At 59.3% G+C, this 26,907-nt stretch carries 4 protein-coding genes; all 4 read right to left on the minus strand.

Translation table 11 applies throughout. The annotated features are described in order from the left end of the window. Window positions 1-4 precede the first annotated feature (4 nt). Window positions 5-4,321, minus strand: a complete 4,317-nt coding sequence (locus CFB04_RS06990; protein WP_088534604.1) for a CxxxxCH/CxxCH domain-containing protein — start codon at window positions 4,319-4,321, stop codon at window positions 5-7. A 19-nt stretch (window positions 4,322-4,340) separates the two neighbouring features. Then, window positions 4,341-8,147: a CxxxxCH/CxxCH domain-containing protein gene (locus tag CFB04_RS06995; protein WP_088534605.1), complete on the minus strand. Its 3,807-nt coding sequence runs from the start codon at window positions 8,145-8,147 to the stop codon at window positions 4,341-4,343. Between the two features lie 21 nt (window positions 8,148-8,168). Further along, window positions 8,169-14,171 carry a CxxxxCH/CxxCH domain-containing protein gene (locus CFB04_RS07000; RefSeq protein ID WP_088534606.1) on the minus strand — a complete coding sequence of 2,001 codons (6,003 nt, stop codon included), beginning with the start codon at window positions 14,169-14,171 and terminating at the stop codon, window positions 8,169-8,171. A 631-nt stretch (window positions 14,172-14,802) separates the two neighbouring features. Beyond that, on the minus strand, window positions 14,803-26,907 hold the full coding sequence (locus tag CFB04_RS07005) for a DUF2341 domain-containing protein (RefSeq protein ID WP_088534607.1): 12,105 nt from the start codon (window positions 26,905-26,907) through the stop codon (window positions 14,803-14,805).

Below are 26,907 nucleotides of genomic sequence, written 5' to 3' on the forward strand. Positions count from 1 at the left end.
TCCATCACTGGTTCACATGGCAGCTCACGCAGGTGAGCTGTGCGCCCCATGTGATGCCGGGCTGGTTGACGTGGCATGCGGTAAGACATGTCTTGGTGTCCGGATTCCAGGTCGAAAGACTCAGGTCCGTGCTGTCGTAGGAGTTGGGCTGTTTATAAGTTCCGTTACGCGACCAGCCAAGGGCGTTTGCCACGTTGGAAAGCTGAGCCTTCGTCTTGAACGTAACCGGTGCGAAGGCAACGTCCTTGGTCCCGTTGACGTGAAGTCGGGCGTTGGCGATCTCGCCGGGCTGGAGCGGTGTCCTGCTCGAAGAGGTGTGGCATGCATCGCAGCGGAATTCGCTGGAGGTGCCGGACATGGCGTAGGTATCGACCTTTGTGCTGCTGACGATGCCGCTGTGGCATGTCGCGCAGCCGATGGTGGTTGCGAGGGCAGGGTTGCCGTGAGCCATGTTGCCGCTGGAGGAGTAGCCGAGGTAGCCGTTGCCGTTGTTTCCGACATAGGTATTCATGAAGTGGATTCCCACCATATGCCCCGTTTCTGCATAGGGGGGTGTTCCGTTGTTGCCGAGGCTCGACTCCGCCACGTAATGCGACTGGCCCGCGTAGCGCGGCGGATTGTCGTGGCAGCCGCCGCAGCGGTTGGCCCCGAAGCTGCCGCCGTACCAGTCCGGAGTCTGGCGGTAGTCGCCGGGAAGGAGTGAAAGCGTCCGTCCGTTGGAATGGCAGTAAACGGTTTCACAAGTGACGCTGGTACCCGGATTTCGTGTATAACCAGCTGTATCAGTAGTGTTCAGGTTGTTGAGGGTGACGATGCTGCCTGCCCCGGCCTTGTTCCGGTTCAGGGTCAGATCGACCTGCCCGTTGCGGTGTTTGGATTTGTCTGTGGGGTGGCATGTCGCGCATCCGAACCTGTAGATCGTCCCGGAAGAGCGGTTACTGGTGAATGCGTAGAAGCTGGCGATGCCGCCGGAAACAAGGTCACCTACGTGAACGCTGTGGCGGCTGCTGAGGCTCCCGTGGCAGGCGAGGCAGCCAGCACTGGCGGTATCACCCCAGCGGGGGCTTCCGCCGTTGTGGCAGGAGATGTTGCTGCATGTGCGCGTGCCGTAGTCGTATCCGGAAGAAGCCCCTGCCTGTGCGGTGTTGAAGTCGACATTGACGCCACGGTTGATGTGGAGCCCGGTTCCCTGGATGGCAGTACCGTCCGGAGTAACCGTATTGAAGTGACATGTCTGGCAGGTAGCTGCAGACGTTGCATGGCTTCTGTGATTGTTGGCGCGAAGCTGCCCGATGCCGGTGTTGGCGTAGTTCGGCTCGCCCGCCTGGCTTGCGAAGTCGGGGGAGGCATCGACACCGTGACAGCCGGTACAGTTGGAAATTGCGGGACCGGTGGTCCAGCTGACGGCCGTGCCGGCAGCTCCCTTGCCGTCACTATGGCAGTAGGAAGTGGCGCAGGAAGCGACGTTGCTGCCGGCATCAGCGCCGGAATAGTTGACGAACTGGTCGCCGTGATTTGCCTGGCTTCCAACGATCCTGTCGGCATTGACAGTCTGTGCGTGACACTCAACGCATGCGTACGCTTCACCGTTGAGAGCTGCCTGGCTTATGTGCTGTGCATGCATCCCTGTCGCGATGGCAGTAGCACTTCCGCTGTTACCGCCGTGGCAACCGGTGCAGTCCGCAGGCATGGAGGAACCCCAGAATGCCTTGGGAGAACCGGCACCATGGCAGCTGATGCTGGCGCACGACTTTTCGCCCGGTTCGAACAGGAAGCTTTTCGTGCCGCCAGGATCGACGGCGATAAACGTATCTATGTGCTTGAGCGATCCGTTGAGAGCGCCGGAGGCCTGTACCGTCGCACCATGGCAGTAAACGCAGGTAGTGGCGCCTGATGTCCCGACGTGCTTCCTGTGGCTGTTGGAGCGAAGCTGCGTGGCCCCGGCTGAGGCATAGTTCGGCTCGCCGGCGAGACTGGTGAAATCTGCGGGGGAAGCCGCGCCATGGCAACCGATGCAATTGTCGATGGCGGGTCCTGCGGTCCAGCTTACAGCGATCCCAGCCCCACCTTTTCCGTCGCTGTGACAGTAGGCTGTATTGCAGTTAGTGGCGCTCACGCCCGCCTTAGCGCCGGAGTAGTTCACCATCTGGTTGATATGCAGCGGCTTGTTTGAGAATGTGCGATCTCCGCTCACGACCTGGGCGTGACACTCGGCGCAGCCGTAATTCTCGCCGTTGACCGAAAGCTGGTTTACGTGCTGCAGGTGCTTGCCGGTCCTGATGTCGTTCGGGGCGGAGGAGGCATTACCGCCGTGACACCCGATACAGTCGGTATTGGCGGCAGCGCCCCACGCAACTGCTGGTGAACCCGCACCATGGCAGCTGATGTTAGAACAGTTCTTGCTTCCCGCCAGGTAGGAGAAAGTCTTGTCGCCACCCTGCAGGACCTGGATGTTCCTGTCCAGGTGCTTTCCGGAGGCGTTGACGGCTCCGGCCGGAGTGACGGTCTCGCTGTGGCAGTAGACGCAGGAAGCGGACCCGTCCGCCACATGTACGTCGTGGCTGTTGGCTCGGGGGAGTCCTCCGCCTGTGCTGGCGTAGTTGGGCTCTCCGGCGACGCTGGTGAAAGCGGCAGGAGAAGCTGCGCCATGGCAGCCGATACAGTTGGAGATGGCCGGACCCGCCGTCCAGCTTACCGCGATACCTGCGGCGCCTTTGCCGTCTGAGTGGCAGTAAGCGACGTTACAGGTTGCGATGTTCTTTCCTGCCTTGGCTCCGGAGAAGTTCACGAACTGATTGTTGTGGTTCGCGCGGTTGGCGATGGTTCGGTCGGCAGAGACGGTCTTCGCGTGGCAATCGGCGCAGCCGAGGTTGAGACCGTTGACGTCCGCCTGGTTTACATGCTGGGTGTGCATCCCGGTATTCATCGGCCCGCTGCTGGCCGCGTTGCCGCCATGACAGCCTGCGCACTCGGAATTGAAGGAAGGATCACCCCAGGTAGCCTCGACGCGGGGAGCCCCCCCCTTGCCGTCCGTATGGCAGGCTACGTTGGAGCATTGGCCGTAGCTGTTGCTGGGCGCCATGTCGCCGGTCGATCCGACGGCTGCCCCTTTGTAAACCGCGTTTGCCCCTACCCTCGGGTCGGCAGTCTTCATGGACCAGCGGACATTCCCCTGCACGTGCGTATTATCTCCCGAGACGGGATGGCATAAGTCGCACGAATAACTGTAGCCGCCGGTGGAAGCTGAGTGCTTGACGTGACTCCCCATAGTGGGGGGATTAGCCGAGTCCTTTCCGTGGCAGCTTCCGCAGTACGCCTGATTCTGCCCGTCCCACCGCGGGTTGGGGTTAGTCCCTCCCGTCAGCGGCTCTTTTACCTGTGTCCCGCCGACCTTGACGCCGCCACCGTGACAGTAAACGTTGGAGCATTTGTTGGCGTTGGCAAAGGTGTTCACCGCAGCGGCGATGGTGGTATTGGCAGTGCCGGAGGCTATGCGATAACCCCGTGTGGCCGAGGTATAGGGTATGTAGGTGCCGCTCGTCACCTTGCCGCCGAAGCCGAAGAAGCCGATATCGATGGTGTTGCTCAGGTTCGGCATCTTGATGGTACCGTTGTTGATGTAGTGGCAGGTATCGCACACCATATCGCGGGTCTGGGTGTGGGTGGCATGAGCGCCGACTTCACCCGGCGTCATTATGTTTGAGGGCCGCGGCGTGCCGATCAGTCCGTAATCTCCACCCAGGGAGGCAGTTGTGGGAGGATTGCCGTGACACCCGCCGCAGGCTGCCTTGAACCCGGTATTGTGCTTGTGGCAGGATGTACAGACGGCTTGTGGAGTCGGGTGAAGAAGGCCGCCGGTATTGTTGGCGGTGTTGGCATTGTGGAACTGCACCCTGCTGTGGCAGACCTCGCATATCCTGCTGGAGGATGCATGCCCGCCCCGATCCTGGCCCATGCTGGTGGTATTGAGGAAGTTGACGGAGACCGAAGGGGAACCGGAGGCCCAGTTTTCCCCGTTCATGGTGCTGATGGTTCTCCGGATGTTCTTGATGTTGTCCGCATCGGGCTCATGGCAGGTCTCGCAGGAGAATTTGCCGTACTTCCCACCCTCGACCCCCCACCCCTGTGGCCACTTGTTCGAGCCCGTGTCGGCGCTGTTGTGCATCAGATCAAGAGCCAGGGCCGTTCCAGGAGCGAACGCCATTTGGAGCGCGAGCAACACGAGCAGGGCAACAAGCCCCCTGCCCGCCAATCTGTTCAGAACCTCCATCCGCTTCTCCATTCCATCATTACCTTTTATGCAAGTCTGAAGAGTCATCATACCTATCCCCCGTCTGCCGCTACTGGTTGGCATGGCAGCTGACACACTTGAGCGCCCCACCCCAGGTTATGCCGGGCTGGTTGACGTGGCAGGCGGTCAGACAGGTCTTGGTGGCAGGATCCCAGGTCGAAGTCCCCAGGTCCATGCTGTCATAGGAGCCGGCTGTCTTGTACGAACCATTTCTCGTCCAGCCGAGAGCGTTGGCGACGTTGGAGAGCTGTGCCTTCGTCTTGAACGTGAGGGCCGGGAACGCAACATCCTTCTTCCCGTTGATATGCCGTGCGGTATCAGTGATCAGCCCCGGCTGTAAGGGTGTGCGTGTCGAAGCGGTATGGCACCTGCTGCAGTCGAACTTGCCGCCACTTCCGTGCATGGCATATGTATCGACCTGGGTAGAGCTCACGATGCCGCTGTGACAGATGTAGCAGCCGACGGTGGTGGCGTAAGCGGGGTTGCCGTGGGCCATGTCGCCGGACGAGGAATAGCCGAGGAAGCCGTTCTGCCCGCTCCCCCTGTATGTGTTCCGGTAGTGAATACCGACCATGTGACCCGAGTCGCGGACCGGGAGCGTGCCGTTGTCCCCCATCGTGCTGGCAGCTACGTAGTGCGACTGACCCGCATACTGGGGCGGGTTGTCGTGGCACATTCCGCAACGGTTGGCCGGCGGCGTACCGTACCAGTCGGGAGATGCCTTGAAGTCGGGAGCTGCAAGCGCCGTTGATTTCCCGCTGCTGTGGCAGTAGGAGAGGAGACAGTTCACGTTGGCACCGGTGGTTCCGGCGATGCCGCTCCCGGCAACGCCGATGCCGTCGGCAGTGGCCAGGTTGAGGGTCGTTATGTAGCTTGCCCCTGCCTTGCTCCGGTTGATGGTGAGGTCCACGGTGCCGTTGCGGTGTTTCCCGAGATCGGTCGGATGGCAGTTGGCGCAGCCGATTCTGACCGCTGAACCGGCGGACCTGATGGCAGTGAAGTTGTAGAAGGTAACCGACCGCGAACTGATGAGGTCGCCGATATGCTTGGCATGGGTGGCTGACAGGCTTGCGTGGCAGACGTTACAGCCGGCGGAAGAAGGATCCCCCCACGCGGCGTTGGCCCCTCCGTGGCAAGAGATGTTGTTACACGTTCTGGTGAGAGCATCCCAGCTTGCGGTGGCTTTGGCGGTATTGAAGTTGACGTCGATGAAGCGGTCGAGATGGAGGCCACCACTCTTTATAGCTGTCCCGGTAGTCGTGACGGTATTGGTATGGCAGGTGTCGCAGGTCGAAGCCCCGGCGGCGCTGTGGGTCCTGTGGCTGTTGGAGCGGAGAGCGTTGCCGCCAGCTGTGGCGTAGTTAGGCTCACCTGCGACAGAAACGAATGCGGGCGCCGCATCTGAGCCGTGACATCCTGTGCAGTTCAGGGTGGTAGAAGAGAACCAGCCGGCAGAGGTGAGCGATTTGAACACACCCTTGCCGTCGGAGTGACAGAAGACGGTAGAGCACACCCCGGTGGCAACATTCAGGTTTGCCTGGCCCCCTGCCTTTGTCCCGGAGTAATTGATGAAGCGGTCGGCATGCTTGTTCCGATCGTTCCACCCGGTGCTCGTGCGTGTCTGTGCATGACATTCGTAACAGGAGATTCCCGTCCCGATGGAGGGGTTGATGGTAGCGCTTACGTGGACCCCGTGCTTGCCGGAGAGCCCTGCCGAATTGCTCGAATAATTGTGGCATCCGGTACAACCGAGAGAGCCGGAGGTGCCGTACCACGTTTTCGATCCGGTGAGGTTGCGGAAGCGCAGGGTGGTCCCGGCCTGCCCGCCGGTCTGGGCGTTACTGTGGCAGTAGACGTTGGCGCAGGTTCTCGTAGCATCGACACCCGGGGCATGACCGCTGGAAGGATACGTGCCGCCGTACGTCGGGGCGAAAGCTACCTCGATCTGGTAGTTGATGTGGTTGCCGGGATTGGTGACGGTGGTGTTACCCGATACTGTCGTGTTGTGACAGTCGGAACATGAGTAGCTGTAGTAGGTATTGGCAGCGGCGAAGCTAGTCCCGCGCATGTGCTTCTGGTGGCGCCCGGTAGACATCACCCTGAACCGGCTGCTGGTGGCACCTGCGCCGCCGTGGCACCCTGTGCAGTTTGCGGGAAGCGTGCCGCTCCAGGTAGCAGTCGACATCACCCTGAAGGGTGCCGTGGCTGCCGTTCCGAAGCTGTGACAGTACACGTTGGAACAGGTCTCGCCACTGTAGATGGTGGATGAATTGAAGGAGTTATACGTTACCTCCGTAGTCCCGTTGACGTGGTACTGGGTGCCGGTGGCAGGATTGAGAGTGTTGTCCCCCGCCGGGTTCATCGTATTGATATGACACCTTTCGCAGGTGTAATTGCCTTTGGTTCCTTCGATGTGCGCGTAATGAGCACCGGTAGCTATCCGGTTGCCGCCGCTCGTCCCGCCATGACAGGCGGAGCAGTCGGAAGGGAGAGATGCGCCCCAAGTCGGAGTGATTCTGCCGGCTCCCCCCTTGCCGTCCGAGTGACAGGTTACGTTGGAGCACTGGCGATATGAGGCACTGGGAGCCAGGTCCCCGGTCGAGCCTGAGGCGAGCCCGTCGTAGGCCGCCTCGTTGCCGATCCTGGGATCGGTGGTCTTCATTGCCCAGCGTACGTTCCCCTGCACGTGCGAGTTGTCTCCCGAGACGGGGTGACATAGGTCGCAGGAGAAGCCGTACCCACCGGTGGATGCCGAGTGCTTCACGTGGCTCCCCATGGTCGGCGGATTGGCGGAAGTCGTGCCGTGGCAGCTGCCGCAGGAATTCTGGTTGGCGGCATCCCAGCGGGGAGCAGTATTGGTCCCGCCGGTGAGCGGAGCCTTTATCTCGGTGGATCCCTCGTATACCCCACCGCCGTGGCAGTATACGTTGGAGCATATATTGGAATTGCCGTACACGTTAACGGCTGCCGCGACTGTCGTGTTGACGGTGCCCGAGGAGAAGCGGTAGCCGCGGTTGGAGGAGGAATAGGGAATATAGGTGCCGTGGGTGATCTTGCCGCCGAAACCGAAGAACCCGATGTCGATAGTGTTGCTGAGGTTCGGCATCTTCACCGTACCATTGCTGATGTAGTGGCAGGTGTCGCACACCATGGCGCGGGCCTGGGTATGGGTGGCATGCGCGCCTACCAGCCCCGGAGCCATTGCATTGGAAGGACGGGGAGTCCCGATGAGACCGTAGTCACCTCCCACCTCGGCGGTAGTAGGGGGATTTCCGTGGCATCCGCCGCAGGCAGCTTTGAAGCCGGTGTTGTGATAGTGGCAGGAGGTACACTTCGCCTGAGGAGTCGGGTGCTCGAGCCCTCCAGTGTTGTTGGCGGTATCAGAGTTGTGGAACTGGACTTTGCTGTGACAGACCTCGCAGATCCTGTTGGAGTCGGCGTGCCCCCCCCGGTCCTGCCCCATGCTGCTGGTGTTCAGGAAGCTGACGGTGACCGAGGAAGCGCCGTTCGGCCAGTTCTCGCCGTTGGGGGTCCTGATGGTACCGCGGACATTCTTGATGTTGGGTGCACCCGGCTGATGGCAGGTCTGGCAGGTGAACTCGCCGTATTTACCTCCCGGGACCCCCCAACCCTGCGGCCATTTGGTGGAGCCGGTATCAGCGCTGTTGTGCAGGAGATCCACCGCTCCGGCGGTTCCATCCCAGGTCGCAACAAGCGTAAGCAGTGCGATCAGAACCGTTATCATCGCTGCAGGCGACGATCCCTTTCGGGCCTGCGCAGTGCAAACCGTCACGAAGGCTTTGGAAATACTTTCCTTCATCTTCTCACCTTTATGTCCAGTGTGTTTGAAAGTCATTCCATCTCCCGTCCGACCGGCCTATTGATTTGCATGGCAGCTGAAGCACCTGAGCGAGGCGCCCCAGGTGATGTTGGGCTGGTTGACGTGGCATGCGGTCAAACATGTCTTCGTCGCCGGATCCCAGGTGGAAGTCCCGAGATTCATGCTGTCGTACGAACCGGCGTTCTTGTACGAGCCGTTGCGGGACCAGCCAAGTGCATTGGCCACATTGGAAAGCTGCGCCTTGGTCTTGAAGGTCAGCGACGGGAAGGCGACATCCTTCTTACCGTTGATGTGGCGGGCGGTATCGGTGATCAGGCCTGGCTGCAGCGGCGTTCTTGTACTTGCATTGTGGCAGTTGCTGCAGCTGTACCTGCTGCCGGTGCCGTGCATTGCGTAGGTGTCGATCTGTGTGGAGCTCACGACGCCGCTGTGGCAGATATAGCAGCCGATTGTGGTGGCGACGGCAGGATTCCCGTGGGCCTTGTCGCCACCGGACGAATAGCCGAGGAAGCCGTTCGCTCCATCACCCTTGTAGACGTTATCGAAATGAATACCGACCATGTGGCCTGCATCCATGTATGGCGGGCGGCCGTCGTCTCCCAGGCTGCTGGCGGCGACATAGTGCGACTGGCCTGCATACTGTGGCGGATTGTCGTGGCACATCCCGCAGCGGTTTGCAGGCGCAGGGCCGTACCAGTTCGGGGACGCTTTAAAATCGCCAGCGGTAAGCGCCGTGGACTTCCCGTTGCTGTGACAATAAGAGAGTGCGCAGCTTACGTTGGAACCGGAGGTTCCGGTAATTCCGCTGCTGGCGATGTTGATGCCGTCGGCACTTGCAAGATTGAGAGAGTTCAGGTAGCTGCCGCCGCTCTTGCCGCGGTTGATGGAGAGATCGACGGTACCGTTGCGGTGCTTTGCTGAATCGGTCGGGTGGCAGTTGGCACAACCGATGCGGATTCCCTGGCCGCTGGAGCGGATGGCTGTGAAGTTGTAGAAGGTGACGGCGTCGGAGCTGATGAGGTTGCCGATGTGCTTGGAGTGTGCTGCCGAGAGATTTCCGTGGCACACTTTGCAACCGGCGGAAGAAGCGTCACCCCACACGGCGCTGGACCCGGAATGACACGAAATGTTGTTACAGGTTCTCGACAGCTGGTTCCATGTGGCCGTTGCCTTGGCAGAATTGAAATTGACGTCGATGTTCCGGTCGAGATGCAGGCTTCCGGGTTTGATGGCGGTACCTGCCGCAGTAACCGTGGCATTGTGACATGTGTCGCATGTCGAAGCTCCTGCGGTAGTGTGGCTCCTGTGACTGTTGGAGCGCAGTACATTGCCGCCGGCGCTGGCATAGTTCGGCTCTCCGGCGACACCGGCGAAGGCGGGAGCCGGATCGTTGCCATGACAGCCTATGCAGTTCGTGTAGGTGACTGCTGAATTCCACCCATTGGCGGCAGTGAAGGCGACGTTCTGCTGTCCCTTGCCGTCGGTGTGGCAATAGCTTGCGGAGCACCCTCCTGCGGCCGGCGCATGACTGCCCGCCCTGGTCCCGGAGTAGTTGATAAAGCCGTTGCCGTGCAGATCGCGGCTAGAGAAGGTTCGCTCATCTGAGTTGATGGTTTTGGCGTGACACTCGGAACAGTTGAAATTTCCGCCGAGATCGGGATTGTTCACGTGGGCTGTATGCTTGCCGGACGAAATCACCCCGGAGCTGGAAGCGTTGTTGCCGTGACAACCGGTACAGTCGGCGGATACGGAAGCACCCCAGGTCTGTGTATATGAACCGACTCCGCCGTGGCAGCTGATGTTGCTGCAGGTTTTGTCGGCTGCCCAGGTAAACGTCTTACCGCCACCGGCGACGACATCAATGGAGCGGTTAAGAATATGGGTGGCGCTGTCCTGAATAATAGCACCTTCCCCGGTAACCGTCGTGCCGTGGCAATAGACGCAGCTGGCCGCACCGCTGTCTACGTGGTTCCTGTGGCTGTTGGCGCGTGCAGTGCCCGACCCGGTGCTTGCGTAGTTCGGTTCCCCAGCGTTGCTCACGAAATCAGCGGCAGTACTGTTGCCGTGACACCCCTTACAGTCGAGGGTTGCTGCTGATTTCCAGCCGTTGCCGGCATCGAAGGGAACATTCTGTTGCCCCTTGCCGTCAGAGTGGCAGTAGGATGCAGAGCACACGCCCGTGGCAAGTGTGTAGCTGTTCCTGCTGCCAGCCAAGCCTCCCGTGTAATTCTTGAACCCATTTCCGTGGACCGACGTGTCGTAGATCGAACGGTCGTCGGGGTTTGAGGTAAGGGCGTGGCAGACGTTGCAGCTGTAATTGCTGCCGAGGACAGATTTATTGTTGATGTGGACTGCGTGTTTTCCGCTGGCCATAGGATTGGCGCTGGCAATATTATTGCCGTGACAGCCGGTACAGTCGGACGGGAATGACTGTCCCCACTGGGCAGGGCTCGAGCCTGTGCCGTGGCAGTTGATGTTGGAGCAGGTCTTGTCGGCACCCCAGGTGAACGTCTTGCCACCGCCGGGAGCTACCTCGATAAGCCGGTTGGTATGCAGGTCGCCGCTGATGAGGGTTCCGGCGGGGTTAACCACATTGCTGTGGCAGTATACGCAGGTCCCGGCGCCTACCCCACCCATGTGCCGCTGGTGGCTGTTGGCCCTGGGTTGTCCCGCACCGGCATTGGGATAGTTCGGCTCACCGGCGACGCTGGTGTTATGGCCGAAGACGGGATCGTTGCCGTGACATCCCTTGCACCCCATGGTGGCGGACGAGTTCCAGCCGTTGGCCGCAGTGAAAGCAACATTCTGCCGGCCTTTCCCGTCGGTATGACAATAGCTTGCGCTGCACCCTCCGGCAGCGGCGGCGTAGCTGCCTGCCCTGGTGCCCGAATAGTTGAAGAAGCCGTTGCCGTGGAGAGAGCGGTCGGCAAAGGTGCGTTCATCCGCATTTATCGTCTTGGCATGGCACTCGGCGCAGTTGTAGTTCACACCGAGGCCGGGGTTGTTGATATGGGCGGCATGCTTGCCCGATGCGATCGGCGCGGAACTCGCAGCGTTGTTGCCATGGCAGCCGGTACAATCGGCGGAGACGGGAGCACCCCAGACCTGGTCGTACGACCCTTTCCCACCGTGACAGCTGATGTTGGAGCAAGTCTTGCCGGCAGCATAGGTGAAGGTCTTCCCGCCACCGGCAACAACGTCGATGCTGCGGTTGAGGATATGGGTGGTGCTTTCGGAGATGATGCCGCCTGCTCCGGTAACAGTCGTGCCATGGCAGTAGACGCATGTTGCGACACCATCGTCGACGTGATTCCTATGGCTGTTTGCGCGGGGGGTGCCTGCGCCGGTGCTTGCATAGTTCGGCTCCCCGGCGACGCTCACGAAATCGGAACCGCTACTGTTGCCATGGCACCCTTTACAGTCCAGAGCAGCGGCGGATTTCCAGCCGTTAGCGGCATCAAACGGCACGTTCTGCGTTCCTTTGCCGTCGGAGTGGCAGTAGGCGGCGGAGCAAACGCCGGTGGCGGTGGTGTAGCTTCCGCGACCGCCGGCTAGCCTGCCGGTGTAATTCTTGAAGCCGTTGCCATGAAATGCTGGATCGGCGATTGTCCTGTCGTCACTGACCGTAAGGGCATGGCAGACGACACAGGCATAATTCGTCCCGAGAACAGCTGCGTTATTCATGTGGGCGGCATGTTTGCCGGTGGTCTGGGGAGTGGCACTGGTCAGGTTCCCGCCATGGCAGCCGGTACAGTCGACTGGAAGTGTTGCCCCCCACTTGATGGGTGCCGGACCGCCATGACAGCTGATGTTGGAACAGGTCTTGGTAGCGAGTTCGTAATCGAACGTCTTGCCGCCGCCGGCGCGTACCTCCCGGATGCTGTTGGTGTGAGTGGAACTTCCAGCAATGATGGTGCCTGCGGAGGTCACGGTCGAACTGTGGCAATAGACGCAGGTCTCTGAACCTACCCCGCCCATATGGCGCTGATGGTTGTTGGCTTTCAGCGTATCGGCGCCGGTATTGGCATAGTTGGGTTCGCCGGCGGCCGAAGCGAACGTGGGAGCACTATCGGCGCCGTGGCAGCCGATGCAGTTGGTAAGCGCGGGGCCGGAGGTCCAGCTGACGGCGATACCGGGGGTTCCTTTTCCGTCACTGTGACAGTAGGCATTGTTGCAGGCTGCGCGATCCCTTCCCGCCTTTGCGCCGGAATAATCCCTCAGCTTGTTTACATGAAGTGCCGTGGAACTGATCGTTTCGTTGCCGCTGACGGTGTTTGCGTGGCACTCTGCACACCCGTAGTTACTTCCGATCCTGGCGTTGTCCACATGCTGGCGATGCGCGCCTGTTACGACCGGTGTCCCGCTGGCAGCATCACCACCGTGGCACCCCAGACAGGAAAGGGTACCGCCCCAGGTGGCACTTTTGGTCGTACCATTTCCGTCACTGTGACAGTAGTTTGCGGAGCAGGAACCGTAGCCGTTGGCAGGGGGGTTGACTTCCTGGTCATAACTGCCGCCGTAGGAGGCCGGCATCGCAACTTCTATGTTCTGATTCCCGTGCTTGGCCGGGAGGTCAGATCCGGAATTCGTGTGGCAGTCAGCGCAGTCGTAGGCGTAGGTCGAGATATGCTTGCCATGGTTGCCGGAATCTATGGGAGCTGCATCGCTCTTCTTGCCGCCATGACACCCGTCACAATTGAGAAGGCCTCCTCCCCACCGGACAGTGCTGTAAACGGTCGCCCCCCCAGTCCCATTCGCGCCGCTCTGCACGTTGCTGTGGCAATATACGTTGGAGCAGTCTCCGTATGCTTCAGTGGTTGCAAGGGTAGTCGTTGAATGGATATTGAAGCCCCGATAGGTGGCCGCGGGTGATAGAGCGGAGAGGTTCCACTTGACGTGGCCGTTCACCATGTGAGGGTTCGGGTAGTCATCATGGCACTTTGTGCAGGAATACTCCAGGTTGCCTACATGCTTGCCGTGGGCGCCGGTGGCTACCGACGGTGTTGGCGGATTGGCAGGGGTGGTTCCGTGGCAGACGGCGTTGCTGCAATCCCCGAGGGGGCCGTTGGTCCATGAGATAGGCTCAACAGGGGCCCTTCCGGAGGGAATGGCCCAGTTGTCGCCGTGACAGTATACGCTGCAGGTAACCACCTCGTGCTTTTCTGCGACAGGCGGCTGTTTTATGAGGCTAGTTCCAGGGTTTCCTGGCGCCAGAACAACATCATTGTTGAAGTCAGGGTATGGCGTGACAGTTATTGTTCCTCCGGAAATGACCCCCGTGAAGGGTGGCCAGGTGCTGCTGTAGATCTTGAAGCCGAATTCGATGACATCGTTTCCGAGAAGGCCGTGCCCGTAGTTGTTGTGACAGGAGGCGCAGGCCATCCGCAGATCCCCGCGGTGCTGACGGTGCGCTCCAGCATCAGCGGGAGGATAGCTACCGTAGATATTTGACGACAATTCGGCCGGGGTGAGAGGCGGGTCACCATGACAGTCGGTACAGGACCCGGCCTTCGGCGGACGGAATCCGAGCTTGTGGGAGTGGCACTTCATGCAGTCCCTGCGATTGCTCTTGTGTTCCGCATGAGTGCTGCTCGAAAGCTTGGATGCGCTGTAGTTATGGTAGATGGTCCTGTGGTGGCAGACTTCGCAGACGTTGCGCGAACCTTGACGATAGACGGTGCGCTCGTCGTTGCCGAAGACACCGGTGACGTCGTTGCGGGACGATGTGATCCTGTCGAATATGACGGGCCTGCTTCCTATGGAGGTGGGAATGGAAGGGCTGACCTTCTTGATGTTGGGCGTAGGTCCTTTGCTGTGGCAGGTTGCGCAGGTATAGGATGCCCCCCAGGTGCCGTATTTTCCGGAGGCGGTATTCTCACTGTTATGCATGAGCGGACTGGCGGCCTCACTGCTCACGGAGCCGAGGGTTACCAGCAACACCGTCAGGCATAGTGCCCTGATAAGGAAGGTCACGTCCGTGATGGCCGATCGGGCACTGCCGGAATGACCGGCACCGGGTCCCGCTTTCAGGTGTGTCATACTGTTTCTCCCCCTGCACATGAATCGGAAATGCACACAGGCCACCTGCCCCCTCTGCCTGAAGGAGAAAAGCGGCCGGACCGTTGAGACATGAAACTGCGCGCGCCTCGACGATCTATTAAAAAACCTGAACCGTCCGACAGGACGGAACAGGGTATACTCGGGCTGCGATTTACTAGCATCATCGGTGCCAGAGCGCCCTTCCACTAGTAGCGGCAGATCATTATTTTTCTCAAATACAACTAGCCAGGATGTGTATTACGCAATTCATGGTTAACCTCTTGTAACTTCTGCACATGCAAATAAAATAAGACAATAGGTTAATTAACTAAAAACAATGTTTCCCGCTAACGCTAAGGACTTATTCATGCCCTGGACAGGTATTGATAAAGCGGCATATTTTTATCTGGTAATATGCCGTTTTATATCAGCGTATTGACGTGCCTGGGAACGACCAGAGAAACGAAAGGCATCGACTGAACATTCGATGCCTTCCAGGTGTCGGATCAGCAGGGATGTAAGGAGGTACTCTCCGTGACCTTCGGCCTGCTGTATTTCCTCTTCATCCGGCCCCCCCTCCCTAAAATTCCAGCTTTCGGAGCTGACGAAATGCTGCTCTTTACATGGAACGCTATGGTACCGCGCATACCCCGTTTACTAGTATCTTTCCCGTGTCGCAGGGGCACGTGCTCTTGTCTCCACCAGTGAATGAAGGCGTTGTGGATATGGTTCCCCCTCCCGGATAGGTGTATGTGACCGCGGCCTCGTTGCCGGGGGGGGATATCTCTGCCCCCCGGAACGCCCTCACCCTGTAAACATACTTCTTCAGGGGCTCGATGGCGATGGTATCGATGAACTTCATCAGGTTGTGCTCACCCTGGATTCCGGAAATCTTTTTCAGAGGCACCCATCGACCATTCCATATCTTCGTCTCGACGATGAAGCCCTCCTCGTTGTTCGATTCATCGTACCAATTCAGCTGAACCTTGAACGGATTGAGGGCGGTGGCAGTCAGGTTCCCTGCCCGTTCCGAATAGGTCACGGGGAACTTCGGCTGCCCCGTTCCGGGATCCGCCATGATGCTCGTGTAGTCCGAGATGATCCCATGTTCGGCATTGCAGTATTCGGTAGCGCGCCATCCTGCGACATGATAGGCGTACGTTGTCTCGGGAATCAGCCCGGTGCTGCTGTAGGATGTCACGTTCGGGATAGTCACCGGATCGCCGCACTCCTGCTGCGTGCAAGCATCAGCTGGATTCACGCAGATGCATTTCTTAAGCACGAAGGCGGTCTGGTCCTTCCGTGCGTTCGCCTGCCAGGCAAGGTCTGCCTGAACATCGGAAACAGGGGTAGCCAGCAGGTTTACAGGCGGCTCGAAATGCGGTGTCATCTCCCCCCTCGGGTCGCTTGCCGGCCCCTGCCATTCCCCCTGCTTTACCGCGGAGACGCGATAGTTGTACCAGGTATCGGGGCAGAGCCTGTTATCGGTAAATGTCACCAGGGAGGGGTCGTCGCTGCTGTTGTAGATGCTGAAGTTCTTGATCAGGATGTCGGCCCAACTGGGTCCGAACTCGAGCATGGCCTGTCCGGCCGTCTTGACCGCAGGAACGCTGTTGATGTCGGCGACCTTTCTGTCATCTACATAGATCCTGAAGTTGCTCCCGCTCTTGACTCCGCGGATACGGTACCATGTGCCGACGGTAAAGGGAGTCCCACCATCGGCATCGACCCCTATGTTGACCCCCTTGTTGCCGGGATCGTAACGCCAGAAGATGCGGTTTCCTCCTGATAACCATATACCGGGGCTGCGGTCACTGCCTCCGGCATTGAACCCGAATATCTTGTAAGTGCAGGTGCTGCAAACCGTAGAGCGGAATTTGATATCGAATTCGATTGTATGGGTATCCGTATTGAGGATGTCGGTCGTCTGGCTCTGGAGGTTGTAAACGGAGTTCCTCACCAGGGCCCCGTCCTCGTAGGTGGGGGTATAGTTGTGCAGCGACGAGAGGCTGAGGCCGCTGCCGGAAGAATCGTTCAGGTTGCCGTTGAAGGGGAATCGGGCCTTGAGCTTCGAATCGATAAGCCGTGACGGAGAGACATTGGAATATTCGAGCACGTAGTTCTCACAATTACTGTTCGTACAGCGCTCGATATTGAATCCCGTTTCGTTGCTCGTCGTCCTGTTCCAGAGAAGCTGCAGCGACGTCGCCGTCGAAGGCAGGACAGTGACCGTGGGTGCTATCTGGGTAGTGGTAGCGTAGGCAGTGTTGCTTGCCGGGCTTTCCCAGGGACAGCCCGGTACCGACTTGTAAGCGGCTATTTTATATCTGTAGGTTTGCCCGACGGATAGACCGGTGTCGCGATAGGTAACGCCCGACACCTGTTTGTATGGTGTAGTCCCGAAAGTACACTCGCTGCCGCTATCCATGCAGCGGTATATATTGAAGCCGGTCTTGTCGGTGAAGAGATCGTTCCAACCGAGGTCGATGGAGGACTCGGAGAATCTCGTTGCGGTCAGGAGAACAGGGGGACTCGGCACAAGCTGGATGGCATCAAACCAGGCAGTCTGGGTTCCCGCCGTAGTTGTGGAAACTCCGCATTCCAGATTGAGCTGCGAAATGCTGCCCCCCCCGGGTGCGGTCAGCGGAAGGTCGATCTCCTGGGAGAACCCTATCCACCCCTGGTTGTTTTTGGATGCGTCTGAAGCCAATATCTGAAACTGGGTCGTATCGCTCCCCCAGTTCACGCTCGTCGCCCAGTTGGCGAGGCCGCACCAGGCCCTTCCGCCGCCGGCGAGCGCTGCCTTCATGTAACCGGTCAGTATGTACTTTCCTCCCGGCTTCAGATTGCTCAGAGACTGGTATATGTTACGCGAGGTATTGGCCGCCAGGTTCTTTGACTGTTTCAGGCTCGCCCTGCCGCTTACATAGACAGCTGCGTCGGAGGAGAGGCCTGTCGAGTCGGGCCAACCGGTCCAACCGGTCCAAGTACTCTCGAAATCGGAGTTTGCCACGAGGTTTCCCGGAACAGGCGTTACAACGGTTGCCGACGCCGATGGGCCCGCAGCCCCAGTGCCGGTCCTGGCACCGATCGCTACGGCGGGGAGCGCTGCGGCATAACGGGCGGCTATTTCAGCATTTGTCAGAGCCCTCGAATAGAAGCGGACTTCGTCGAAGATCCCCTTGAGAGGATTCCAGTTCCCCGTGTTGTTGCCTCTCCCCCCCATGTAGAAATGGCCGTTGTTCACCACGATCTTCGGCTTGGAGGATACGGTAACGGAACCGTATTCGACACCGTTTACGAATAGCGAAATGTTCCCGGTGGACGAATCGTACCTGCCCACCAGATGGTACCACTGTCCCGGAGTCAACCGGGGCCCGGTACTTGTCTGGTAGTAAGGGGCTGTCGTTGTTACCGGTGGCGAATCGACCGAACCGATACCGAAATATACCCGCTGTTGAGGATTGGTCGGGGTAGCATCCGTGGAGTTATCAAGCCAGATGCCGAACATCTCCCACGGCTGTCCCCCATCAGTGGTGGTCTTGGAGACCAGCCGTGCCCAGTCGGGGCTCTTCTGGTACTGATACCACAGCTCGATGGAAACCTGATCCGTCACATCGAAAACGGAACCTGTGGTATCGGCGACATAAGCGCCGTCATTGACACCATCGGTTTTCAAACCGTTGCCGAACCGACCCGTGGAGACAATGCCATTGCCCGACCCGAAACCGTAGAGAGTGGCATTCTTCCCGCTGCCGCTCCTGTCTGCAGTGGAGCCGCTCAAGGTCCCGGCGTTCTCTTCAAAAGGCCAGTACCCTGAGAGACCTGTCCCGAAGACGGCGTCCTTGTTGCTGGCACTGGTAGCGGAAGGGTTCCCGTAATAGAGGTCTACGTTGGAGCCGCCACCAGTCCTGAACCAGACTATTGCCGTGGCGCTGCTCCCCGTGCCGGTCGTGGACTGAATCCAGTACGGGAGTTCGACGCCGTTGTCACGGTCAAGGAAACGGATGTCACGGAAATCATCCTGCATATCTTTGTCGGCCCCTTTTGTGATGCGGACCTGGGTAAGGAAATTTGGCTGGAAATCGGTGATCACAAGGGAAGACTTGCTCCTCCACACCTGTCCTCCGGAGTTCCCGAAGGGCATGGATGGGTGCTCCACGGGCGCCAGGAGATAGGCATAGGTCGTGCCGGAGCAGGCGGAAACGTCGCTGTAGGAGACGGCTCCGGCATTTGTCGTAGCAACGTCTACATAAGCGGTGGAGCACGCGGGAGCACCGACCGGGAGACTGGGGCAGCGCTTGATGGCGAAACCGGATTCGGCAATGGTGGTATCGTTCCATGCCAGGTCTACCTGGGTGGTGTTCGAAGCCGTAGCGGAAAAGGATGCGGGAGGATTGACCGTCGCCGTTGCATGGTCGGGGCCGTTGGGAGGGGGGGCCGAATTGGGAAGGCTGGGTGCGCTGGTAATGGTGCCGCACCCGCCTGTCGTGTACGACTTGATCATGTACCGGTATGTAGTGCCTGGCACGAGGAAGTAGTTGTCGTTGTACGTAACGGTACCGCCGGTGCCCCCCAGCGGTGCGACGCTAACGGGCAGTTTTGCGAAGGTGGTGCAGTCGGCCGCTCCGGAGCAGCGCCAGACCTCGAATCCGGCCTCATCCGGAGTCGTATCTTTCCATGTAACCTGGATCTGCTGTTCCGAGATGCGCGTCGCTACTACATTCAGCGGAGCAGTCGGCAGCCCGGTGGAAACCGTTTCGCCCGTAACGACCGTAGGGCCGAGCACCCATGAGGTGCCGTCGGGATTGTTTTTGTAGGCGCTTATCCGGTAGCGGTAGATGCCGGAACAGAGGTTCGTGTCGGAGTAGCCGGCAGTGGTAGAAAGGGCGTTATCGTTGGGCGGAACCAGTATGACCGCCGTAACCCCGGTATCGTCAAGACTGCAGGCAGTGCTTTCATCAGGATCCTTGCACCGCTCCACTTTAAACCCTGTTTCTCCTACGGTATTGTCGGTCCAGGACAGTGCTACCTGGGAGGTGCCTGGCACAGCCGTGAAAGCCGCCGGTGCGGCCTGTTGCGTGGTCGTGAGGCACACGGTGTCGCTGTAGCCCGTCCCACCCTCCGGCCAGGATGGATTCAGTGCTTTCACCCTGTAGCAGTACCTTACCGGAGTCGCAGGCGAATCGAGCTGAAGATCCCTGTCCACGTAGCTCACCGACTGACCGACACCGGGATTGGGCGCAATGCTCGCCGGCAAGAGGGTGAAACTGCCGCAGGGTTCACCCGTACACCTTTCGATGGCGAAGCCGGTCTCCGTGGAAGTGGTATCTGTCCAGGTGATGGTATTCCTGTCTGTGGCCAGTGACGTGGTATCCGCCACGATATCCAACTGGTACCCGGATAGCGCTGGGTTCCCGGTGGGATAGGTAACGGTAACCGGTCTGCGGAAGCGCCATGATCCGGGTTCACCCGAAAGCGTGTAGGGTGCTCCGGCTGGTTCTATTTCACCGAGCGCGGCGGCAGGAGACATGGCGGCATGCTTTCTGACCCGCAGCCATTCCCACTCGGCCGAGTAAGTCTGGTTGTTATAGCTGTCGCTGTCGTAACGACGGCCGAGCACGATCGGCCGCGCGTTGATGCCCGTCCCGGTTTTAGTGAGGTCCAAGGGGCCCCAGTAGGTGATGCTGCGATTCTGCTCGATGTCGTTTACGAGCATTCCGGCAGTAGTTGTGCTTTTCAAAACCACGTCGAAGATCATGGCGTCGGTCAGTGCTGTGCCCGCAGGGGGCGTTGTCGTATCGGCCATCCTGGTATACGCGTTGTTGTTTGAATAATGCAGCGAACCCGGTGCAATGAGCCACCCGGTATTCTCGTACCAGTAGTTCAATACTCCGAGGGGAACGAAGCCGTTGGTGGGAAGCAATGCTGTCTTGACCCGTGCCTGAAGCCTGTACCCGGGGCCGAAGGAGGATTTAGAGGTAAGCCTGCCTGTGGTATTGGTGCCGCGAAGCTTGCTTCCCGCCACGCTGAAGCCGGTCCCGTCGGTAACCGTCCATTTGCCCTGGTCTATGGAGCTGTTATCGAAGTCGTCGAAGAAGTCGAAGATGTTTGAGCCTGTTGTCGCCGAAGAGGAAGCCATCAGGTTACCGTAGTAGAGTTTGAGGTTTTTGCCACCGGCCGGGATGTCGAGTTTTACGGTAAACTTGGTGGCGGTCCTGTTGCACTGTGAGAGAGTGTCGTCCTTGCCGGCTATGTAGTAATTGAGTTTCGTGCTCCCATCGCTGTCTACTATGCGGACATCCTCGCAGGCGGTCGTGATGCGGGAAAAGGTTTTTGCGGGGTCTGTCGACGCAGCGGGTGCCGTCAAATCGGTAGTGGCGCTCAGGATTCCGCTGGACGCCGTCTCCCAGAAACCCTTGCCACCGTTGCACGCAGCGTTTTCCGCTCGGTATGCCCTCACCCGGTACCAGTAGGTAGTATTGAAGGCAAGTCCACTGTCGGTATACTTCCATGTCCCGGCGGTGGCGGTGGCGACATCCGCATTGGCGGCAGTAAGAGTGACGAACGACGCACACTCGGCATCGGTGCAGCGATCGACCTTGAATCCCTCCTGATCCTTACCGGTGGGGAATGTCCAGGCGACCTCTATCTCTGCCTCCGACCGCCTTGATACGGAGGTGAGGGCTGGGGCTGCCGGTAGAGCCGCCGTTGTCACCTGCGTCGGTGCCGGCTGGGCAGCTCCCGCGGCAGGCTTGCTCCAGAGGCCGTCCCAGGTGAAATCGAAAGCGAATCCGGCATCGTTGCTGTCGGCAGGAGCGGGCGTCCCGAGAGTGGCTACAGGCTCCACCTGTGCATATCTTCGTGCAAAGACCCAGTCGACGCTGATCTTTCCGTTGCCCCCTCCGCCGTCCCCTTCCGAGAAATGGATCGCTGTGGGGGTCCCGGTATAGGCCGTCGAGTAGATCTGGGTGCCATCCTCCTTGTGAATACTCCAGGTATTGGCAGTGCCTCCCAGATGGTCGGCTCTTACTCTGACATACTGGTCGGCGGGCACCTGTTTCGTGGTGCCGCTCGCATTATAGGCCTGAAGGTAATTTCCACCGACATCGAAAATACCTGTATCGGTGCCGATGCCCGAGGTAAGCATGCGATTGCGGATGAGGCCCTGCCCCAGGTACGCCGAAGTGTTGTTGATGCGCGCTTCCACCCGGTAGGGGGGCGTCATCGCCTTAGAAATGGTGAGGTAGCTGGTCTTGGCCGGATTGGCGGTACTGTCGAGAGTCACAACTCCACCGGACACTACTGCCGTAGCTGCCCCGTTAATCGACACACTCCACTGGCCGAGGCTGGATCCGTTGAAATCATCGAAGAAGTCGAAAACGGATGAACCGGAACCATTGGGCGCAGCAGCACTTGAATTGCCGTAATAGAGATAGATGGAATCCCCGATACTGGGCATTTTGAACCATATCGTTGCGGAACCTGAAGCCCCCGGCGACATGCTTTCCACCCAGTATGGGACCTCCACCTTCAACGTCTCGTTATACAGACGGATGTCGGAAAAATCGGTGTTCATTCCCGTTTGGTACGGTACCACCAGCTTCGTCTGATGGTTCGCCAACGGATTGGCAACGCTGACCGGAATCCTTCGCGTCCAGCGGCCGTCACCGTCCATCGAAAGCCCTTCATTCACGGCTTTCACCCAGTAGTTGTAGGTCGTGCCGTTGCAGGCCGTAGTGTCGGCATAGGCGGTTGAGTTGAAGATTAACGAGCGGGGAAATCCCGGATCGAGTGGGGTCATGTTGCACGTGCTTCCCGTGCACCGGACGACCTGGAACTCTGTTTCAGTGAGAGTCGGGTCAGTCCAGGAGAGGCTCACATGGGTGGTACCCGGCGCCGAGGCGGTCAACACCGGAGAAGAGGTGGTCGTCGAGGCGAAGGCTGTATTGGAAAAGGCTCCGTCCCATCCGGGCGTACCGCTGCAAACCTGCGAAAATGTTTTATAGGGGCGTATCCTGTAGCGGAACGTGGTTCCAGGAGCAAGGCCGCCGTCACGGTACGACGTGACATTCGCGCCGACAGTCGTCACCTGGACAAAATTCCCGCAAGGGGTATTCCCCTCGGAATCGGCGCACCTCTCGATTTTGTACCCGGTCTCATCGAATGCACTGTCCACCCATGCGATATCGATACGCGCTTCAGATACGCGGGTCGCTGTGAGGTCATACACAGGGCTCAGTTGCAGGTCGTCCAGGTATCCCTGGGCGCCTGCAAGAGCGAAGCACCGGAGACGGGATCCGGTAACGGGAACGCTGGTGGTGACGGCGAGGCTCTGGGTCACCTCTTCCCACCCTGTGGTCGTACCGGAATTGGCGATGGAAAAACTGGAGCCGTCCAGCGAATCGCACTTAACCTTCCCTGCAGCAGCTGCGGATTTCATCCAGGCAGAGAGACGGTACTTTCCACCCGGCGCAAACAGAACGTACTGCTTTATCCCAGACTGGGATGCCGTTCCTACTGCATCGATGCCAAGGCTCCTGGCGCCGCCATGGTAAACGGCAGGGTCAAAGGTTATGTCCGTGGCCACCGAACCTCCGACGTAGGTCCAACCTATACCCTGGCCTGCAGCGAAAGGGTCCGGCGCCTCGAATCCCGGATCGCCCACGATATTGTCCACCGTCGGCGGGACGGCACCGACAGTCTCCGAAAAGAGTGAAGTCCACCCGGGGCCGGTCGTGCGCACCTTGTAACGGTAGGTAGATCCGGGGCAGACAGACTCATCATCGTAAACCGCAGCCGTGCCGGAAACCGCCTGGAGCAGCGTAAAATCGGAACAGGCGGCGGATGGAGAGGAATCCATGCAACGCCAGATTTCGAACCCGGTGTGGCCGGTAGCTGCGGGAGTCCATACCAAGGTTACCTTTGCAGTTCCCGAAGCCGCAGCAGTGACCGGGGTCGGAGCAGGCGGAGTAGCTGTCACGACTGTTGTCCGGACCCACGGCGAGAGCACGCCGCCGTTGTCATGGCGTATCGAGTAACAGTACGCAGTCTGCTGGCGAAGCACCGGGTCGGTATCGGCGTAGCTGGTGACAGAACCGGCCTGATCCGGAAGCGCGGTCGGTAAATTCACATTGTTCTCGCACGCTCCCTCCTGCCGCTGGAGGTGGTAAATCCCACCTTTCGTTACGGCAACGGGGGGCCAGGACAGGGTGACCGAGGCATAGCCGGGAACAGCTTCCAACGGATACGGGCCTACGACGGCGTCCCCTGCAATTTTTACTACGACATAATCGGCATTCGAAAGACCGTTACGGGTAATTCCGGCGACGAAAGCTTCTCCCAGGTAGTTGGTCGTCACGTCGTAAGACTTGTCTTCTCGGCCGACCGTCTTGAACATCGTGCCGTCACCGAGTAGGGTCCCGGATCGATCGATCTTGACGGTGAGGATTTCGGTATCGCTCCCGCCGCTCGTGGTTGTGCCGGTAACAAAGACGCTTCCGGAGCCGTCGATGGCCATTTCGATCATGTCATCGTCGGAGGTGTTGCGAAGTACCGGCCTCGCCCAGACCATCGAACCGGCCGGCGAATATCTCACCACATGGAAATCGTTGTTGCCCGGATCGGTCAACCTGTTGCCGCCGACAACTACCTCGCCGTTGCCCGGGTCCACCTTGACGGTAACCGCCTCGTCGTCTCCTCCGGCCGGACCGTCATACGGAAGATCCCACTGTTTCACGCCGGAAGCGTCATATTTGACAGTTATGTAGTCCCAGTTCCCGTCGGCGTTTGTCCTGTAGCCGGTTACGTAGATGTTTCCAGCTTCGTCTGCCGCCACGTCGTTGGCCTGATCGTCCCGGTTTAGCAGGCCCCCGATTCCACCATCTTCACGGCCGTCGTACATAGCCTCCCAGATAAGATCCCCCGGGTTTTTTCCCTGGGGGCAGCCCGATGAGATGCTTCCGCAGAACTTGGCAGTGTAGATGTCGTAGTCGCTGCGGGTGCCCGTGCGTTTCATGAACCCGGTGATGATCACGTTTCCTGCCGGATCGAAGGTCACAGCGGTCGGCTCGTCGTTTTCTCCCTTGTCTATGGGTAGCGCGGTCCAGAATCCCGCCGCCGCAGGACCGCCTGCCGGATAATGGATCAGGTAAATGTCGTGACCGAGAGAGAAATTGGTACTGGAATGCATGCCGAATCCGACCACCGCTACGGCGCCGGACAGGCTGGTGGCTGAAGCGATGGAGACTGGACGGTCGTCGGTTGCGCCGGGACCATTGTACTGGTGGGACCATTCATCGATAAGGTCGGGGTCTATCTCAGGCTCTGGCGCAGCGTCGGCCTTGTACTTGATGGTATAGATGGAGTTCATGTACTTGCCGGCTGCAGCATTATTCATGTAGGCATAGCCGGAGACGATGATCTGGTTGTTCCTGTCCACCGCCAGACACATTGCCGCATCTTCCTGGCTCTGTGAATCATCGTATCGCTGACTCCAAAGTTTGTTTCTCAGGTCCTCCCGGCTAAGCTTCAGGGTGTAGTAATCGACTCCGCCCGGGTCGAAGAAACTCTTGCCGGTCACTACGGGATTGCCGTCCGGCCCCGTTGCCACCGAAAGAGCATAATCATCATTTTCCGCGATGCCGGCGTACGTGAATACTTCGGAGGCACCGGGCGTACGCAGGTTCAGGTACTGCGTGACCGCATGTGCGGTATTGCTGGGGTGGGTTTCTCCGTTGGCATCGTAAGCCTTCACACGGTAATAGTAGTAACGGCCGGGTATCAGTCCTCCGTCGGTCTTGGTCGTGACGTTCCCCACATCCAGAACCAGAGTTTTGTCCGGGTTGTCGAAATCGCACCCGGTCAGGTGGTCCGCCCCCTCTGTACACCGCTCCACCCGAAACGAAGGAGCAGTTGCGTTATTGTCCTGCCAGGTCAGCGATATTTCCGTGTTGGATGCAGGGGTAGCGCTGAGAAGGGTAGGAGCGTTGAGTGCTCCTTTCGCGTAGGTGACCACATGGAAATCCAGGTCGTCGTTGTCATAGATGTAGTAACCGTCGCCGGCAGCTATATCGAAGTCGAAGGGGTAGGCGACGGTAAGGCTCGTCGCATCGTTACCGAGGATGGGGCGGAACGATCCCTCGTTGGCTCCGCTCGTCATCATCACGTAATAGTTGGTCCACCTGTTGACGGACCACATTCTAGTGCCGTCAACGACTCTCTTCTCCGCTTTGGCCGTCCCGGCCGAAACAGCGGAAAGCCCCTCCAGCGGGGTCGTTTCGTCGGCATATCCCGTGACATAAAATCGCTCCGGGTTAACGGGGTCCGAAGCGACGCCCACTGCCCTGTCGTCACGGGCGGCCGTGCCGCTGAAAGTGCGCGTCCACAGCTGCGCACCGTTGCTCTTGCGGTACTTTATTATCCGGAAGTCGGAGTTGGCGGAAGCATCTTCGGTGTACCCGACCACGAACAGAGCATCGCTTTCGTCGACCGCCATGGCAGTCGGGATGTCCGTGTTGTCATCCCCGGAGCTGAAAAGAACCCCGCCCCCCTCCCATGCTGTCTGGGGATTCGAAGGAGCCGAGCGGTAGCGAACGGTATGGGCATGAAAGCGGCCGGTATCGCTACGATAGGTGCGGCCGGTGACGAAGACGTCATCCGTAGTGGAATCTATCGCCAATGCTGCGGGTTCGTCTTCCGAACCGCCGTCGAAGGTATGGGACCAGAGAATATCGCCGGGGTTCTTCCCCGTGCACGGAGGGAGGGAGCTTGCGCAGTATTTCACCGTATGCATGTCCTGGTCGGCACCGTTGGCCACAGATCCGGCGACAACTGCATGCCCCAGCGAATCGAGTTTTATGAAGAGGCCGGAGTCATCGCGCTGGAATTCTCCCGGAGCCTGGACCGACGTCTGCCACAGCACAGCCTGTCCTGCTGCATCGTACATCACCGTTTTCAGATGAAGGTCGTTTCCGCTCCAGGTCTGCCCCGTCACCGCGACCCCACCCGTACCTGCCGCCAGCGACGATACTTTGCCCACCGTGACCGTTCCAGCGTTCGGTATCTGCCATGACAGAGTCCCGTTCTTGCCGTATTTGAGGACGAGGAAGCTTTCGGACCCGTTGTACCGGCTGGAACCCCCAACGAAGAGAGAGTCCCCATGAACGGCAATTGAAGAGGCCGAATCCATGATGCCCCCGTCGAATATCTTCGTCCAGGCGGCTACGGCATCCTGTGTGTTCTGCACCGCGTCATACCGGATGGTGACGACGTCGGTGTTGTTGGCTCCTACCGTCGTTCCGGTGACGTAGACATTGTTTTCGCTGTCGAGGGCGAGCGCCACGGCGCGTGCCTTGAACCCGGATCTTGCATAGGTCCCGCGCCACGCGATGGTCCCGTCGGGGCGCACCTTGATAGTGTAGAACTCCTCGTCACTCCCCCCGGGAGAAAGGTGAAAGCCCGTAACGATGACATTGCCTCCGGAATCGACGGCGGAGGCGGCCGGATGCTGCTTTCCGGCCTTTCGGTCGCGTACCTTCCAGACCTCGTCCCCCCCGTTGAGAGCGGCCGCCGGAAGTGCCCCGGCAAGGATCAGCGCCGCCGCAAGAAGCAGGTACAAAACCGACTTCCAATCCCGGTATCCACACTTCCTGATGCTGCCGACTATGGTAGCAGGGGTTATTCCCGTCATTTTCTCGCTCCACCTCTCATATTTTCCATCTGGAAACCGGAACAT

It is taken from the genome of Geobacter sp. DSM 9736 (assembly GCF_900187405.1).
GTDB lineage: Bacteria > Desulfobacterota > Desulfuromonadia > Geobacterales > Geobacteraceae > DSM-9736.